A 13,478-nucleotide genomic window follows, 5' to 3' on the forward strand; every position below is an offset into this window, starting at 1 on the left:
CAGCCTCCTCAATTCGCCATCTCGCGCTCGGCCAGGGGCAGGCCGACGACGAGGTTCTGCGGCTTGAGGCGCAGGACCTTGTCCTGCCCCATCGCCGCCAGCAGATAGACCGGCCGCCCCTTCGCCGCCGGCACGACCGGCACCTCGGCCGGCAGGTCGAGCCTATAGAGCGCGATCAGCCGCGAGGCCGCCTCCGGCTCCAGGCTCTCGCCGCGCCAGAGCGCGTTGCCGACCGCCGTCGCCTGCGCGTCGAGACCGACGAACCAGCGCCAATCGGCATCCTTGACGCTCTCCACCGCCTCGATCGCGATGTCGAAGCCGTGGATCTGGCGGATCCAGTGGCGCAAGGCCTGGCCGAGCGCGGCGCGTCCGGAGGGCTTGCCCCCGAGATCGAGCACCATGTCGAAGGCATCCGAACGCTGCCAATACTGCGCCGAATTGGTGCTCTTGAGGAGGTCGAGCGCGGTCGCGGCCGGTCCGCCCAGCATGGCGAGCAGAGGCGAGGCGTGTCGGTCGGCCTCATGGCCCTCGATCATCTCGGCATCGGCCAGGAGGATGGTGTTCTCGTGGACGGTGACGCGCTGCGGCCGGAACAGGCATTCGGCGGCGCGGACGACGAAGGGATCGTCCTCCTCGTCGAGCGCGGCGCGCAGGATGACGTGCACGAGCTGGTCGAGGAAGAGCGGCGGCACGCCGGAAACGCCCTTCCGGATGATGCCGGCATAGGCGGCCTCCAGCGTCGGCGCCGCAAGCAGCCGGTCGCGCCAGCCGAGCAGGAAGCGCCAGTTCTCACGGGCATCGGCATCGGCCAGCGCCGCGATCTCGCTCGCCGCGACCTCGGCCTGCGGCGTCGCCATCAGCCTGGTGTGCAGCATCCGCTCGGCATCGCAGGCCTCGTCCGGCGGCAGCACTTCCGGCCGCGCCAGATAGGCCTTCAGGAAGTCGTCGGTGACGAGGAGGCCGCCGCCCGGCTCGCGATCGAGCAGGAGATGGCCGGAGCTCGCCCAGAAATGCGTCATGGCGTGCCGCCCTTGCCGAGATTCATCAGATCGACCCGCTCCACGATCTCGTCCTCGCCCTCCACCTCGACGAACTCGAAGGCACGGAAAGCGTCCTTCGGCCGGTCGCCACGCGGCACCAGTATGCGGAAGCGCTCGCGGATCTCGCCCTCCTCCAGCGTCCGGTGCAAGGCGAGAAGGGTCTGCGGGGGATGATCGCAGAGCGAGGCGGCGAAGGCGAGCTCCTCGGCGGCCGCGTCCCGCGCAGCAGAAAGACCGGGAGCGCCGAGCTTCTCGACGAAGCGCCCGGCGAGCAGCACCAAGGCCTGCTCATATTCCGCCGGCGTCGCTTCCGTGACCACCGCGAGCGTGCTCCAGCCAAAACTGTCGATGCCGAGAAAGCCGGAGCGGAAGGCGGAGCGCCCCTTGGCGTCGAGCTCGGCGACGCGCTGCGGATCGAACAGGAAGGAACCGCTGACGAGCCATTCGCCGGGCTCGGCGGCCCGGCGGAAGACGAAGCCGTCGGAAGGATCGAGCCTGATCGCCCGCGGCAGCTTAAGAGGCGCGCTCACGACGAAACCCTCATCCTGAGGAGCGAACACGAGGCCTCGCGGCCATTGCCCGTCACAGCTTCGGCCCGCCACTCTCGCGATCCAGCCAGTCGACCCTGGCGAGCGCCTCGACGAGGCCCTCGCGCTCTGTCCCGTACTGGGAGGTCGCGACCAGATCGCCATTCGGCTCGATGCCGTGGCGCACACCCGTCACCTTCTCCAGCCGGTCGAGCCAGCGCCTGACCGTCGGCTTGGCGCCCTCCTCCTGCCAGCGGCTGACGCCGAGCATGAGATGGCGGGCGAAGGCCTCGATCAGGTCGACCGCATCGACCTCCTCGAAGCCCTCCTCCGCCATGCCGACGCCGGTCTGACCGAGCTGGAAGGGCGACATGGTGGTGGCGCGGACCATGGCGCCGAAAACGAGCCAGTCCGGCACCTGCTTCTCCGAGCAATCGGCCGGCCAGGCCAGCCGGCCGCCGCCGATCAGGCCGAGATCATAGGTCAGGGCGTCGGGCCAGCGGAACAGCACGGGCCGCTCCGGCGGAGAATGGATGGCGAGCGCGTCAGCGAGCGCATTCATCGCAAGGTAGTGGGCGAGCCGGGCCTCGGCGAGAATCGCGTCGGGCTCCAGCACGACCGCGAATTCGACGATGTCGAAACGTCGCACCCAGACCAAGGTCGCGGCGCCGGCCTCATCGGCGATCGCCTGGGCATGGCCGAAGGCGTCGCCGGATTCGCGCAGCGTCACCAGCGAAAACCCCGGCGGCAGCACCGGTTCGCGCCTGAGATCGTCCGGTCTAGCCACCCCTGCCGCCATCTCTCCCGCATCCCCGAGACCGCTCGAAGCGGGCTTGCTTCTTTGGAGTCGTTCCAATTCCATATAAGCATGAATTATCGCAAGGGCGACGAAAGACGCGCTCGCCAGCTTTCGAGGAATACGGCCCCGATGACCGAAGTCGCACGCACGCTGATGGTCTGCTCGTGCGAGGATACGATGCCGCTCGACGGCGCCGCCCTGCAGCGCGGCTGCAAGAGCGCCGGCATCAGCCAGCACCGTCATCTCTGCCGCAGCCAGATCGAACGCTTCCAGGACATGCTCGCCAAGAGCGAGGCGATCACCGTCGCCTGCACCCAGGAGGCGCCGTTGTTCGAGGAGGTGGCAGCCGATCTCGATTACGCCGGCGACCTCGTCTTCGCCAATATCCGGGAGGCCGCCGGCTGGTCGCGGGAGGCGAAATCCGCCGGCCCGAAAATGGCGGCGCTGCTCGCCGCCGCGAGCGAGCCGATGCCGCCGGCCAGCTTCACCACGCTCACCAGCAAGGGCGTGGCGCTGATCTATGGCCGCGACGACGGCGCGATCGCGCTGGCGCAGCGCCTCGCCGAGCATCTCGACGTCACCGTGCTGCTGACGCGGCCGGGCGAGATCGCGCCGCCGCGGCTCGACAATTTCCCGGTGCTGAAGGGCACGATCGGCCGCGCGACCGGCTGGCTCGGCGCCTTCGAGCTCAGCGTCGACGACTATGCCGCCCCCTCCCCCTCCTCGCGGGCCAAGCTGGTCTTCGAGGCCCCGCGCAACGGGGCGGTCTCGCATTGCGACGTTGTCATCGACATCAGCGGCGGCACCCCGCTCTTTCCCGCCGGAGATCTGCGCGCCGGCTATCTGCGTGCCGACCCGCGCGATCCTGCCGCGGTCGAGCGCCTGATCTTCGCCGCGAGCCAGCTCGTCGGCGAATTCGACAAGCCACGCTATGTCGCGCTGGACGAGGGACTCTGCGCCCATTCGCGCGCCAGCCGGACCGGCTGCACGCGCTGCCTCGAGCTCTGCCCCACCGGCGCGATCAGCCCCGCCGGCGACCATGTCGCGATCTCGGCCGAGATCTGCGCCGGCTGCGGCGCCTGCGCCGCGGTCTGCCCGACCGGCGCGGTGACCTACGCCCTGCCGCCGACCGACGCGCTGCTGCGCAAACTGCGCACTTTGCTCGTCACCTATGCCGAGGCCGGCGGCGAGGACGCCATTCTGTTGCTGCACGACGCCGAGCATGGCGAACCCTTGATCGACGCCCTCGCCCGCCATGGCGACGGCCTGCCGGCGCGCGTCCTGCCGCTGCGCGTCAACGAGATCACCCAGCTCGGCATGGAGAGCTTCGCGGCCGCGCTCGCCTTCGGGGCCGCGGCGGTGCGCGTGCTCGGGCGGGCAAAGCCGAAGCACGACCTTTCGGGCCTCCAGCGCAATCTCGACTATGCCAATGCGCTCTCCGGCGCACTCGGCTTCGGCGAGGCGCGCGCGGCGCTGATCGAAACCGACGACCCCGAGGCGCTCGGCGCAGCCCTCGCCAGCATCCTGCTCGGCCGGGTTGCCCCGCAGCCGGCCCGGTTCCGGCCGATGGGCGACGGTCGGCCGCTGCTGCGCCAGATCGTCGAGGAACTGCACGCCGCGGCGCCCGAGCCGGCCGGCAGCGTGGCGATGCCGGCCCGCGCGCCCTTCGGCACGGTCAATCTCGACACCGATGGCTGCACGCTCTGCCTCGCCTGCGTCTCGGCCTGCCCGGTCGGCGCGCTCGGCGACAATCCCGAACGGCCGACGCTGAGCTTCCAGGAAGATCTCTGCGTGCAATGCGGGCTCTGCGCCGCGACCTGCCCGGAAAAGGTGATCACGCTCGCGCCGCAGATCGATTTCGACGCCTGGAAGGCCGGCCGCAGGGTCCTGAAGCAGGAGGAGCCATTCCACTGCATCGCCTGCGGCAAGGCTTTCGGGGTCAAGAGCACGATCGAGAAGATCGCCGCCAAGCTCGAGAACCGGCACTGGATGTTCGCCGGCGAAGGCGCCAAGCGCGCCTCGATCCTGCGCATGTGCGAGGATTGCCGGGTCGAGGTCGTGGTCAATGAGAGCTTCGACCCGCATCTGGCGCCGCAGCGCCCACCGGTGCGGACCACTGACGACTATCTGCGCGAGCGCGCCGAACGCGGCGAGGATCCGCTGCAATAGGCCAGGGCGGGAGTACGCTCCGGCCCGCCGGGACAGCCAAATCTAGGCGCGGCAGAGCGGAGAAGCGCGGCGGTAATCGCCATCGAACAGGCGTCCGCCATGAGGCGCCAGCTCCTCCTCGGCCAGGGCGATGACCTCTTCGCAGGCGCCAGCCGCGAAAAGGGCGCGAAAGGCGGCGTCGCAGCGCCCGGTGAGGCCGGCATCCGCCTCGGCGAGCCGGCGCGGCCCCCATTTCCCGGTTCCGTTCCAGCGCCCACGCCGGCGCAGGGCGAGCTCGACGAAGCGCGGATACAGCATGGCGCCGATCGCCAGGATTTCGGCCGGGCTCCTTTCGCCACGCAGATCATCGATGGCGTCGGTGATCTCATAGCGCAGGACGTTGAGCCTGGCGGGCGGCAGGCGCGGCGGCCCCTCGGCAAGCCGTCGCGCGACATCCCGCTGCAGAGCGGCTGCGCGGCCGCGAGCGTCGCCGATGACCACCCCTTCGGCGATCATGTGCAGCAGGCTGGGATTGCCCTGCGCGACATCGGTCTCGATGAACCAGCCCAGCGTCTCGTGGTCATGGACGAAGGCCTCGACCGGGATACCCTCGGCGATGAACGATTCGCGCCACGCCGCTTCCAGCCGGTCATAGATGACCACGAGGTCGAGATCGGAGAGGCGCGTGCCCTCGCCGCGCATGATCGAACCCGCGGCGAAGGCGAATGCGGCGCCGGCATAACGCGAGGCGAACACCGCCTGAGCCACGGCGAGCGCCTCTGACGGGGTGGGGCATCCTGCAAACATCGCTCTCTCCGATCGATCCGCGGAGATAGCCGCTCTGCACGCCCTTGTCCGCCACCTGCAGGGGCGGTCGATCGCCACGCGGCTTGCAAGCCTGCCACGCACGCGAATCGGCCGATGCGCCGTCCCGACTCGACCGCCGTTCCGAGCGCGCCCGATCGCGCCCCTCCAAGGACGCGCCACGCCCGCAAAATCGGGCTTCCGGACGGCCAGACCGCCCGATCGGCCGCGCTCAGGGACGCCCCCTGCGGACCGCCGGCCGGCCAGGCCACTCCTACCCGCCAAAGCGGGTTTTCAACAGCGCGCAGACATTTCCCAACGCCATGATCGGAAAGGGATTTTCCGCTCGCCATGCAATTTCCGCCACGCCTGTTCCGATGGGGCAGCGGCGAATGTTTTACCGCTTGTTAACCATTCCCTGGCTACATCCGGGAAACGCAAAATTAACCAAGATGACCAACGTGTTAACCCAATCTCGGCCGATACGCCTCAAGGGGCGATCCTATCTCGCGCTGACGCTGAACCCGGAGCTGCCCTTCGAGGATTGGCTGACGCGGCTCGACGATCTCGCCGCCCGCTCCGCCGGCTTCTTCCTGCGGCGGCCGGTGGTGCTCGACGTCGAAGGCCTCGAGATCGACCGCCAGCAGCTGCGCGATCTGGTCGCCCAGCTTTCGGCGCGCAAGGTACGGATCATGGGCATCGAGGGCGCGCGGCCGTCCTGGCTCAGCCCGGATCTGCCGCCGGCCATGTCCGGCGGGCGCGAGGCTGCGGATTTCGAGGCTCCGGCCGCCGAGGAGGCGAAGGAAGCCGTGGTCGTCGAAAGCGCGGAGCCTGCAGAAGAGTTGGTTCCCGCCGAGCCGCAGCCCGTGAAGGCGACGCCTTCGATCGTCATCACCCAGCCGGTGCGCTCGGGGCAGTCGATCATCTTCACCGAAGGCGACGTAACCATTGTCGGCTCGGTCGCATCGGGGGCCGAGGTCATCGCCGGCGGCTCGATCCATATCTACGGCACGCTCCGCGGACGGGCGATGGCCGGCACGATGGGCAACGCCTCGGCGCGCATCTTCTGCCGCAAGCTCGAAGCCGAGCTCGTCGCAATCGACGGCTACTACAAGACGGCCGAGGACCTGGAGGCCGACCTCCACGGCAAGACCGTCCAGTTCTGGCTGGAAGGCGAAACGTTCAAGGTCGGAGCACTCGCCTGAAATGACGGCGCATCCACATCAACGGGAGAGGTCCATGGGCAAGGTCATCGTAGTCACATCGGGCAAGGGCGGCGTCGGCAAAACGACCTCCTCCGCCGCGCTCGGCGCCGCCCTCGCGCAAAACGGCGAGAAGGTCGTGGTCGTCGATTTCGACGTCGGCCTGCGCAATCTCGACCTCGTCATGGGGGCCGAACGGCGGGTGGTCTACGACCTCGTCAACGTGATCCAGGGCGAAGCCAAGCTGGCGCAGGCGCTGATCCGCGACAAGCGGGTCGAGACGCTCTACCTGCTCGCGGCCTCCCAGACCCGCGACAAGGACAATCTCACGCAGGAAGGCGTCGAGAAGGTCATCGCAGCCCTGAAATCCGCCTTCGACTGGGTGATCTGCGACAGCCCGGCCGGCATCGAGCGCGGCGCGACACTCGCCATGCGCCATGCCGACGTCGCCATCGTCGTGACCAATCCGGAAGTCTCCTCGGTGCGCGATTCCGACCGCATCATCGGCCTGCTCGATTCCAAGACGCTGAAGGCCGAGAACGGCGAGCGCATGGAGAAGCACCTGCTGCTCACCCGCTACGACCCGGTCCGGGCCGAGCGCGGCGACATGCTGAAGGTCGACGACGTCCTCGAGATCCTCTCGATCCCGCTGCTCGGCATCATTCCGGAAAGCATGGACGTGCTCCGCGCCTCCAATGTCGGCTCGCCCGTCACGCTGGCCGACAATCGCAGCGCTCCGGCGATCGCCTATTTCGAGGCGGCCCGTCGCCTCAAGGGCGAGGCCCTGCCGGTCGCCGTCCCCGGCGAGAAGCGCAGCTTCTTCGGCAAGATCTTCGGAAGGAAAGCGGCATGAACTTCCGTCGCCTGTTTTCCCGCTCCCAGTCGGCCCCTGCCGCGCGCGATCGGCTGCAGGTGCTGCTCGCCCATGAACGCGCCACGGTCGGCGGTTCCGATCTCGTCACCAAGCTGCGCGAAGAGATCCTGCGCGTCATCGCCAAGCATGTGCAGATCGACGACGAGAAGGTCACCGTCAAAATGGAGCGCGGCGCCAAGGTCTCGACCCTCGCCGTCGACATCGAGATCCCGTTCGACGCGGGCAAGAAGGCGGCCTGAGGGCCGCCTTTTCTTTTGGTCAGCGCGTGACCTTCTCGAGCCAGTCGACCAGCGCCTGCCGGTCGGCCGCCGAGCCTATGGTCTGCTCGGGCATCTTGGTGCCGGGCGTGTAGGCATTGGGGCCGAGTTCGAACAATCTGGACACCGTCTCCTTGCTCCAGACGATGTCCATGCCCTTCAGCGCCGCCGAGAAGGCGTAGCCCGGGGCGGTGGCGATGCGGCGACCGAAGATGCCGTGCAGCGTCGGTCCGGCGCGGTTGCCATCGGCAGGGGTCAGGGTGTGACAGGCGGCGCAGGCGCGGAAGACCTCGGCGCCGCGCTCGCCCTTGAAGGCCGCGAGCGCGTCCTCCCCGGCTCGCGGCACGACCGTGCCGACATGCTCGCCGGTCACCGCATTCCAGCGCCGCACCAGCCGGTCGGCCCCGCCGGAGAGGAGCTCGCGCCCATCGGGCAGGAAGGCGAGCGACCAGACCGGCAGGCCCGGCCCGATCAGGGTGGCGCGGATCGCCCGCGTCCGGCGCTCGATCAGGGCGACCTGGCCGCGCAGCCCGCCGACCGCGATCGTCGCGCCATCGGCGGAGATGGCGAGCGCGATCAGCGGTGTCTCGCCGATTGAGATCTCGGCCCGCGCCGAACCATCCGGCCCGAACAGGCGCAGCCGGCCATCGGCGGCGGAGACCGCGATCTCGCCATCGGGCGCGACGACGACACCGTTCAGCGGCGCCGGCACGGTGACGACGACAGGCACGCCGCCTTCGGCCGGCCAGATCCGCAAACTCGCATCATAGCCCGAGGAGACGAGCCCGCCCCCCGGCAGGAAGGCGACGCCGTTGACCGGCCCCTTGTGGCCTTCGAGCACCCGCACTGCGCCATCGGCGAGCGCGGTGATCCGCACCGTCTCGTCCCAGGAGGCGGAAGCGAGCCGCGTGCCGTCCGGCGAAAGCGCCAGCGCCGCGACCTGCCCCTTGTGCCCGTCAAAGACCTTCGCCGGCTCGGCGGCTGCGCCCTGCCAGAGCGCGATCTTGCCGTCCTCGCCGCCGGTGGCGAAGCCGATCCCCTTGATCGCAACCGCGGCATTGATCGCGCCCTGATGGAAGCGCAGCACCGTCTCGGCGCTTCCGGCACCAAGGTTCCAGAGAATCGCCGACTGGTCGAAGGAGCCGGTCAGCGCCCGCCCGCCATCGGGGGCGACGGCGACCGCCCGCACCGGGCCGCCATGGCCGCGCAGCTCCTGGGCGGGCGCGCCGGCGGGCAGGAGAGCCAGCAGTCCGAGAAGGGCGGTCCAAAGCGTTCTCATGCCGCGATCATGTCGCAGCTTGCGGCCTTGGCAAGGCACTCGCAGCACTTCGCCACGGCGGAGCGTTGAAGGGCCGCAGTTGCCCCGGCACGAAAAGCCGTCATATGAGATGCATCGTTTTCGACAGGCTGCGCCGATGACCTCGATCCCGCTCAACCTGCGGGGCCTCAAATGCCCCCTCCCCGCCTTGCGCGTCCGCAAGGCGCTGAAAGGGGCCGAGCCCGGCGCGCTCTTCCTGGTCGAATGCACCGATCCGATGGCCGCGATCGACATCCCGAACCTGATGCGCGAGACCGGCGACAGCATCGAGCAAAGCAGCGCCGAGGACGGTCTGCTCGTCTTCCATATCCGCAAAGCGGCGGCCTGACGCCGCCAGCCTGCAGCAACCGGAGCCCGCGACCGTGGCCCTCTCCCGAAACGACATTCTGCGCGCGCTCGAACTGGTGAAGCTGCCGGCGAGCGGGCAATCGCTCGCCGCCTCCGGCCGGATCGGCGACATCCTGATCGACGACGGCAAGATCATCTTCGCCATCGGCATCGACGCGACCGAGGCGGCGGCGATGGAGCCGGTGCGCAAGGCCGCCGAAAGCGCGGTCAGCGGCCTGCCGGGCGTACGGCAGGTGCTCGTCGGCCTGACCGCCGACAAGGCGCCCTCCGCCGGAGCGTCGGCCGCGACCCAGGCCCGCCGCCAGGCGCAGGCCGGTCCGGGCGGCGCCGTGCCGAAGGCCGCCGGCGTGCCCGGCGTCAAACAGATCATCGCGGTCGCCAGCGGCAAGGGCGGCGTCGGCAAATCGACGACGACAGCCAATCTCGCGGTGGCGTTGGCGACGCTCGGCCTCAAGGTCGGCGTGCTCGACGCCGATATCTACGGCCCCTCGGTGCCAAAAATCTTCGGCATCTCCGGCAAGCCGCGCCTGGTCTCCGGGCGCACACTCGCGCCGATGGAGGCCTATGGGCTGAAGATCATGTCGATCGGCTTCCTGATCGACGAGGAAACGCCGATGATCTGGCGTGGGCCGATGGTGATCTCGGCGATCACCCAGATGCTGCGCGAGGTCGCCTGGGGCGAGCTCGACGTGCTGGTCGTCGACATGCCGCCCGGCACCGGCGACGCCCAGCTGACCATGGCGCAGCAGACCCCGCTCGCCGGCGCCGTGATCGTCTCGACGCCGCAGGACCTCGCTCTGCTCGATGCCCGCCGCGGCGTCGCCATGTTCAGGAAGGTCGAGGTGCCGATCCTCGGCATCGTCGAGAACATGAGCTATTTCGTCTGCCCGGAATGCGGCCACCGCTCCGACATCTTCGCCCATGGCGGAGCCCGGCACGAGGCCGAGCGGCAGGGCGTGCCCTTCCTCGGCGAGATCCCGCTGGCGATGCCGATCCGCGAGACCTCCGATGGCGGCCGACCGATCGTCGCGAGCGACCCGGACAGCGCCCATGCGAAAGCCTATCTCGCGATCGCGCGGCAGGTCCGGGATGGGCTGAGCGGCCCGGTGCGGGCGGCGCCACGCATCGTCATCGAATAGGTGTCAGTCCTTACGGCGCCCGCACCAGCAGCACCTCGACGCGCTGGTTGCGGGCGCGGCCATCGGCCGTGGCATTGGCGGCGATCGGCTCGCGGCCGCCCCGCCCTTCGGCGCTCAGCCGCGATCCGTCACTGAGCCCGTCGCGCAGCAATTCGGCGAAGGCGCTCGCACGGGCGCTCGAAAGCGCCTGATTGTCCTTGTACCGGCCTCCCTTCGGCGGAGCCCGGTCATCGCTGTGGCCGACGACCTGCACCGCGCCCGGCTGCCGCTCGACCACCGCTGCGATCCGACGCCCGGTGGCGGTGAAGCCCGGCAGCAATGCGGCGACGCCGGGCTCGAAACTGCCGGAGGCGGCAACACGGATCGCGATATAGCCGCCGAAAGGATCGACCGTGACGGCACCGCTGGCGATCTCAGCAGCGAGTTCGGCCCTGATCCGCGGCAACTGATCCGGCCGCGGATCAGGGCCGGGGGCGCGCGCGATCGAAGGCTGAGACGAAAGGGCCGCCTCCCAGGCCGGATGCAGCACGGCGGCAGGCGGTGCTTTCGGCGCCGTCAGCGGCGCCGGAAAGAACAGATCGAGCAGCCAGAGCGTCACGGCCGCAACCGCCAGCACGCCAGCGACGAACGCCGTGCCATAGCCGGTGATCCGAACGATTTTTCTCGAAAGCTCGGCGGTATCGCTCATCGACCCAGATTCCACTGTCCTTTCATGCCGCCGATCCCGGCCAGGACAGCGCTCCCCGCGAGCGATGCGCATGCGGCGAATCCAGCGGCAGCGACCGGACCACGCTCCAGCCCGGCTTGCAAGCGCCCGCACCCTCTGGCGCCGGCCGGCGGCAGGCACTACCGTTCGCCCTATGTTCCAGATAATGGAGGAGACTCGCCATGGCAGTGCAGCCGGCGCGCCATATCGGCATCGGAATCGAGCGCCCTTTCGCGGAAGTCTATGAATTCCTGGCCGAGCCGGCCAATTTTCCGCAATGGGCTTCCGGGCTGGGCGATGGATTCGAGCCCGCCGGTGGGCACGACTGGCGGGCCCGGACGCCGATGGGGCCGATGACGCTGCGCTTCAGCCCCCACAATGATCATGGCGTGCTCGACCACAGCGTCATCCCGGACGATGGCGAGCCCATGCACAATCCGATGCGGCTGCTCGCAAATGGCGATGGCTGCGAGCTGGTCTTCACGCTCTATCGCCGCCCCGGCATGAGCGAGGACGAGTTCGCGCGCGACGCCGCCTGGGTGTCGCGCGATCTCGCAAAGCTCAAGGCCTTGCTGGCGGGTTAGAGCCGGACGCCGCTGGTCGCGAAGGCGACCTCGACCGGGCGCTGGAAGTGAGCAAGCACCAGGCTCGCGCCATAGGCGGCGGCAACGGCGAACACGACGGCGAAGACGAAGGACTTCATGCTGCTTCCCCACGAGAGCATGCCAATAGGCAGAGCTTATCAGTTGAAGCTAGTCACTCCGCCAAAGGCGATCAAGCAGTGCCGAGCCGGGCATGGAGTCGCTCCGCCTCGGCCAGGTCCTCCGGGCGATTGGCATTGAAGAAGGGATCGACCGGCTCGCTCGCCCATTCGGCGCTGGCGACGCCGTGGCGGGCGGTCCAGCGGTCGATCTTGCGCTCGTCCTCGACGGTCAGTGCATGGCGCAGCGCTTCGCGCAGCGTAACCGGCCAGAGCCCGATCACCGGATGCGTCCAGCCGCCCGAGGCGGCGCAGGCCAGCGGTACGCCGGTGGCGCTGCGAGCCGCATGCAGCCGCGCGACCAGGTCATTTGGGATGAAGGGCGTGTCGGCGGCGACGCTGACCATCCAGTCGATGCCCGGACGGTTCTGCGCCAGCCAATCGAGACCGGCGAGGATTCCGGCGAGCGGGCCGGCGAAATCCGGCACGCTGTCGCCGGCGACCGGCAGGCCGTAATCGGCGAAGCGCGCCGGGTCGCCATTGGCGTTGATCAGCAGCCCGTCGCATTGCGAGCCGAAGCGCTCGATCACATGCGCCAGGATGGTGCGACCGGCGATGGTGCGCAGCGGCTTGTCGCCGCCGCCCATGCGGCGGGCGAGTCCGCCGGCCAGCAGGAGTCCGAGCGTCGGAGGGTGCGGCTCAGTCATCGCCGCCAGCGCCTTTGCGACGATGCTTGCCGCCCTCCTCCTCGACCGTCTCGGGATCCTGGTCGAAGACGATGCGATCCTCGCCGGAGAGCGCGATGAAGCGCTTGCCGCGTGCCCGGCCGATCAGGGTCAGCCCGGCCTTGCGGGCGAGCTCGACGCCCCACTCGGTGAAGCCGGAGCGCGAAACCAGGATCGGGATGCCCATGCGCACCGTCTTGATCACCATTTCCGAGGTCAGGCGGCCGGTGGTGTAGAAGATCATCCTGCCGGGGTCGACATCATGGCGGAACAGCCAGCCGGCGACCTTGTCGACGGCATTGTGGCGGCCGACATCCTCCATATAGACCAAGGGCTTGTCGCGCTCGCAGAGCACGCAGCCATGGATCGCGCCGGCTTCCAGATAGAGCGAGGGCGTGGTGTTGATCTTGCGCGTGAGCGCATAGAGCCAGCTGGTGCGCAGCTCGGCCTCGGGCAGCTCGATCTCGTCGATCGCCTCCATCAGGTCGCCGAAGGCGGTGCCCTGCGCGCAGCCCGAGGTCAGCGTCTTCTTCTTCAGCTTCTGCTCGAAATCGGTGCGCTCGGGCGTGCGCACCACCACGACCTCGAGCTCCTCGTCATAGTCGACCGCCTCGACGAGGTCGCCGCGCTTAAGCATGTTCTGGTTGAGCAGATAGCCCAGCGCCAGATAGTCGGGATGGTCGCCGATCGTCATCATGGTGACGATCTCCTGGGCGTTGAGATAGAGCGTCAGCGCCCGCTCGGTGACGACCCGGGTCTCGACCGCAGCCCCGGTCTGGTCGATGCCGCGCACGGTGGCGCCGAGCCGCGCCGCCGCGGGGTCAGGGCGGACGAGGTAGTCGTCGAGGAAATCGCCACCGGTCGGCAAGGGATCACGAAGCTCCGCGCAGG

General features: G+C 69.2%; 16 protein-coding genes. 7 read left to right on the forward strand and 9 right to left on the reverse strand.

All coding sequences use genetic code 11. From position 1 onward, the window contains the following. Positions 1-8: 8 nt before the first annotated feature. From AC3RCC_RS22475 to AC3RCC_RS22485, 3 genes are read right to left on the reverse strand one after another with little or no spacing between them, the layout of a single operon-like run. Positions 9-1,019 carry a DUF6352 family protein gene (locus AC3RCC_RS22475; protein WP_492256645.1) on the reverse strand — a complete coding sequence of 337 codons (1,011 nt, stop codon included), beginning with the start codon at positions 1,017-1,019 and terminating at the stop codon, positions 9-11. After that, on the reverse strand, positions 1,016-1,570 hold the full coding sequence (locus AC3RCC_RS22480) for a DUF6505 family protein (protein ID WP_291637251.1): 555 nt from the start codon (positions 1,568-1,570) through the stop codon (positions 1,016-1,018). The genes AC3RCC_RS22475 and AC3RCC_RS22480 overlap by 4 nt, the downstream gene beginning before the upstream one ends. Before the next feature lie 52 nt (positions 1,571-1,622). Continuing rightward, the gene (locus tag AC3RCC_RS22485; protein WP_492256646.1) at positions 1,623-2,354 is read right to left on the reverse strand and encodes a biotin/lipoate--protein ligase family protein; all 732 of its coding nucleotides are present in this window, start codon (positions 2,352-2,354) and stop codon (positions 1,623-1,625) included. Between the two features lie 141 nt (positions 2,355-2,495). Here AC3RCC_RS22485 and AC3RCC_RS22490 point away from each other — a divergent pair, with 141 nt between their 5' ends. After that, complete coding sequence (locus AC3RCC_RS22490; RefSeq protein ID WP_492256647.1) at positions 2,496-4,535, forward strand: 4Fe-4S binding protein; 2,040 nt, start codon at positions 2,496-2,498, stop codon at positions 4,533-4,535. A 42-nt stretch (positions 4,536-4,577) separates the two neighbouring features. Here AC3RCC_RS22490 and AC3RCC_RS22495 read toward each other — a convergent pair whose 3' ends face one another. After that, a complete protein-coding gene (locus AC3RCC_RS22495; RefSeq protein WP_291637257.1) occupies positions 4,578-5,321 on the reverse strand; it encodes a nucleotidyltransferase domain-containing protein in 744 nt (247 codons plus the stop codon). 449 nt (positions 5,322-5,770) lie between these two features. Here AC3RCC_RS22495 and minC point away from each other — a divergent pair, with 449 nt between their 5' ends. The 3 genes from minC to minE are packed head-to-tail and all read left to right on the forward strand — an operon-like array spanning position 5,771 to position 7,633. Continuing rightward, a complete protein-coding gene (minC, locus tag AC3RCC_RS22500) occupies positions 5,771-6,523 on the forward strand; it encodes a septum site-determining protein MinC (RefSeq protein ID WP_452116952.1) in 753 nt (250 codons plus the stop codon). 34 nt (positions 6,524-6,557) lie between these two features. Beyond that, complete coding sequence (minD, locus tag AC3RCC_RS22505) at positions 6,558-7,373, forward strand: septum site-determining protein MinD (RefSeq protein WP_291644820.1); 816 nt, start codon at positions 6,558-6,560, stop codon at positions 7,371-7,373. Further along, complete coding sequence (minE, locus tag AC3RCC_RS22510) at positions 7,370-7,633, forward strand: cell division topological specificity factor MinE (RefSeq protein ID WP_066467971.1); 264 nt, start codon at positions 7,370-7,372, stop codon at positions 7,631-7,633. The genes minD and minE overlap by 4 nt, the downstream gene beginning before the upstream one ends. Positions 7,634-7,652: 19 nt before the next feature. Here minE and AC3RCC_RS22515 read toward each other — a convergent pair whose 3' ends face one another. After that, entirely contained in the window at positions 7,653-8,930 is a 1,278-nt protein-coding gene (locus tag AC3RCC_RS22515) for a c-type cytochrome (RefSeq protein ID WP_492256648.1), read from the reverse strand. A 136-nt stretch (positions 8,931-9,066) separates the two neighbouring features. On the opposite strand from AC3RCC_RS22515, the gene AC3RCC_RS22520 reads away from it, so the two are divergent. Continuing rightward, positions 9,067-9,297: a sulfurtransferase TusA family protein gene (locus tag AC3RCC_RS22520; RefSeq protein ID WP_291644816.1), complete on the forward strand. Its 231-nt coding sequence runs from the start codon at positions 9,067-9,069 to the stop codon at positions 9,295-9,297. Positions 9,298-9,331: 34 nt separating this feature from the next. Further along, complete coding sequence (locus tag AC3RCC_RS22525; protein WP_291644814.1) at positions 9,332-10,456, forward strand: Mrp/NBP35 family ATP-binding protein; 1,125 nt, start codon at positions 9,332-9,334, stop codon at positions 10,454-10,456. Between the two features lie 10 nt (positions 10,457-10,466). On the opposite strand, the gene AC3RCC_RS22530 is transcribed toward AC3RCC_RS22525, so the two are convergent. Beyond that, a complete protein-coding gene (locus AC3RCC_RS22530) occupies positions 10,467-11,144 on the reverse strand; it encodes an OmpA family protein (RefSeq protein WP_492256649.1) in 678 nt (225 codons plus the stop codon). Positions 11,145-11,344: 200 nt separating this feature from the next. On the opposite strand from AC3RCC_RS22530, the gene AC3RCC_RS22535 reads away from it, so the two are divergent. Beyond that, positions 11,345-11,746 (forward strand): SRPBCC family protein, encoded by a 402-nt coding sequence (locus AC3RCC_RS22535; RefSeq protein ID WP_452116710.1) that lies wholly within the window; start codon positions 11,345-11,347, stop codon positions 11,744-11,746. On the opposite strand, the gene AC3RCC_RS22540 is transcribed toward AC3RCC_RS22535, so the two are convergent. The 3 genes from AC3RCC_RS22540 to AC3RCC_RS22550 all read right to left on the reverse strand — a co-directional run bounded on the left by AC3RCC_RS22540 (position 11,743) and on the right by AC3RCC_RS22550 (position 13,455). After that, the gene (locus tag AC3RCC_RS22540; protein WP_291637273.1) at positions 11,743-11,865 is read right to left on the reverse strand and encodes a hypothetical protein; all 123 of its coding nucleotides are present in this window, start codon (positions 11,863-11,865) and stop codon (positions 11,743-11,745) included. The genes AC3RCC_RS22535 and AC3RCC_RS22540 overlap by 4 nt on opposite strands. 71 nt (positions 11,866-11,936) lie before the next feature. Then, complete coding sequence (gene mobA / locus AC3RCC_RS22545) at positions 11,937-12,569, reverse strand: molybdenum cofactor guanylyltransferase MobA (protein WP_492256650.1); 633 nt, start codon at positions 12,567-12,569, stop codon at positions 11,937-11,939. Further along, entirely contained in the window at positions 12,562-13,455 is an 894-nt protein-coding gene (locus tag AC3RCC_RS22550) for a formate dehydrogenase accessory sulfurtransferase FdhD (protein WP_291637277.1), read from the reverse strand. The genes mobA and AC3RCC_RS22550 overlap by 8 nt, the downstream gene beginning before the upstream one ends. Positions 13,456-13,478 lie beyond the last annotated feature (23 nt).

The sequence above is a fragment of the Allobosea sp. GW823-FHT01F03 genome, assembly GCF_058798075.1.

Bases quoted from the DNA above. Each gene is read 5' to 3' on its own strand.
- AC3RCC_RS22520 (WP_291644816.1), top strand. From the start codon at position 9,067: ATGACCTCGATCCCGCTCAACCTGCGGGGCCTCAAATGCCCCCTCCCC.
- mobA (WP_492256650.1), bottom strand. From the start codon at position 12,569: ATGACTGAGCCGCACCCTCCGACGCTCGGACTCCTGCTGGCCGGCGGA.
- AC3RCC_RS22540 (WP_291637273.1), bottom strand. From the start codon at position 11,865: ATGAAGTCCTTCGTCTTCGCCGTCGTGTTCGCCGTTGCCGCCGCCTAT.
- AC3RCC_RS22530 (WP_492256649.1), bottom strand. From the start codon at position 11,144: ATGAGCGATACCGCCGAGCTTTCGAGAAAAATCGTTCGGATCACCGGC.
- AC3RCC_RS22495 (WP_291637257.1), bottom strand. From the start codon at position 5,321: ATGTTTGCAGGATGCCCCACCCCGTCAGAGGCGCTCGCCGTGGCTCAG.
- minE (WP_066467971.1), top strand. From the start codon at position 7,370: ATGAACTTCCGTCGCCTGTTTTCCCGCTCCCAGTCGGCCCCTGCCGCG.
- AC3RCC_RS22515 (WP_492256648.1), bottom strand. From the start codon at position 8,930: ATGAGAACGCTTTGGACCGCCCTTCTCGGACTGCTGGCTCTCCTGCCC.
- AC3RCC_RS22490 (WP_492256647.1), top strand. From the start codon at position 2,496: ATGACCGAAGTCGCACGCACGCTGATGGTCTGCTCGTGCGAGGATACG.
- AC3RCC_RS22475 (WP_492256645.1), bottom strand. From the start codon at position 1,019: ATGACGCATTTCTGGGCGAGCTCCGGCCATCTCCTGCTCGATCGCGAG.
- minD (WP_291644820.1), top strand. From the start codon at position 6,558: ATGGGCAAGGTCATCGTAGTCACATCGGGCAAGGGCGGCGTCGGCAAA.
- AC3RCC_RS22535 (WP_452116710.1), top strand. From the start codon at position 11,345: ATGGCAGTGCAGCCGGCGCGCCATATCGGCATCGGAATCGAGCGCCCT.
- minC (WP_452116952.1), top strand. From the start codon at position 5,771: ATGACCAACGTGTTAACCCAATCTCGGCCGATACGCCTCAAGGGGCGA.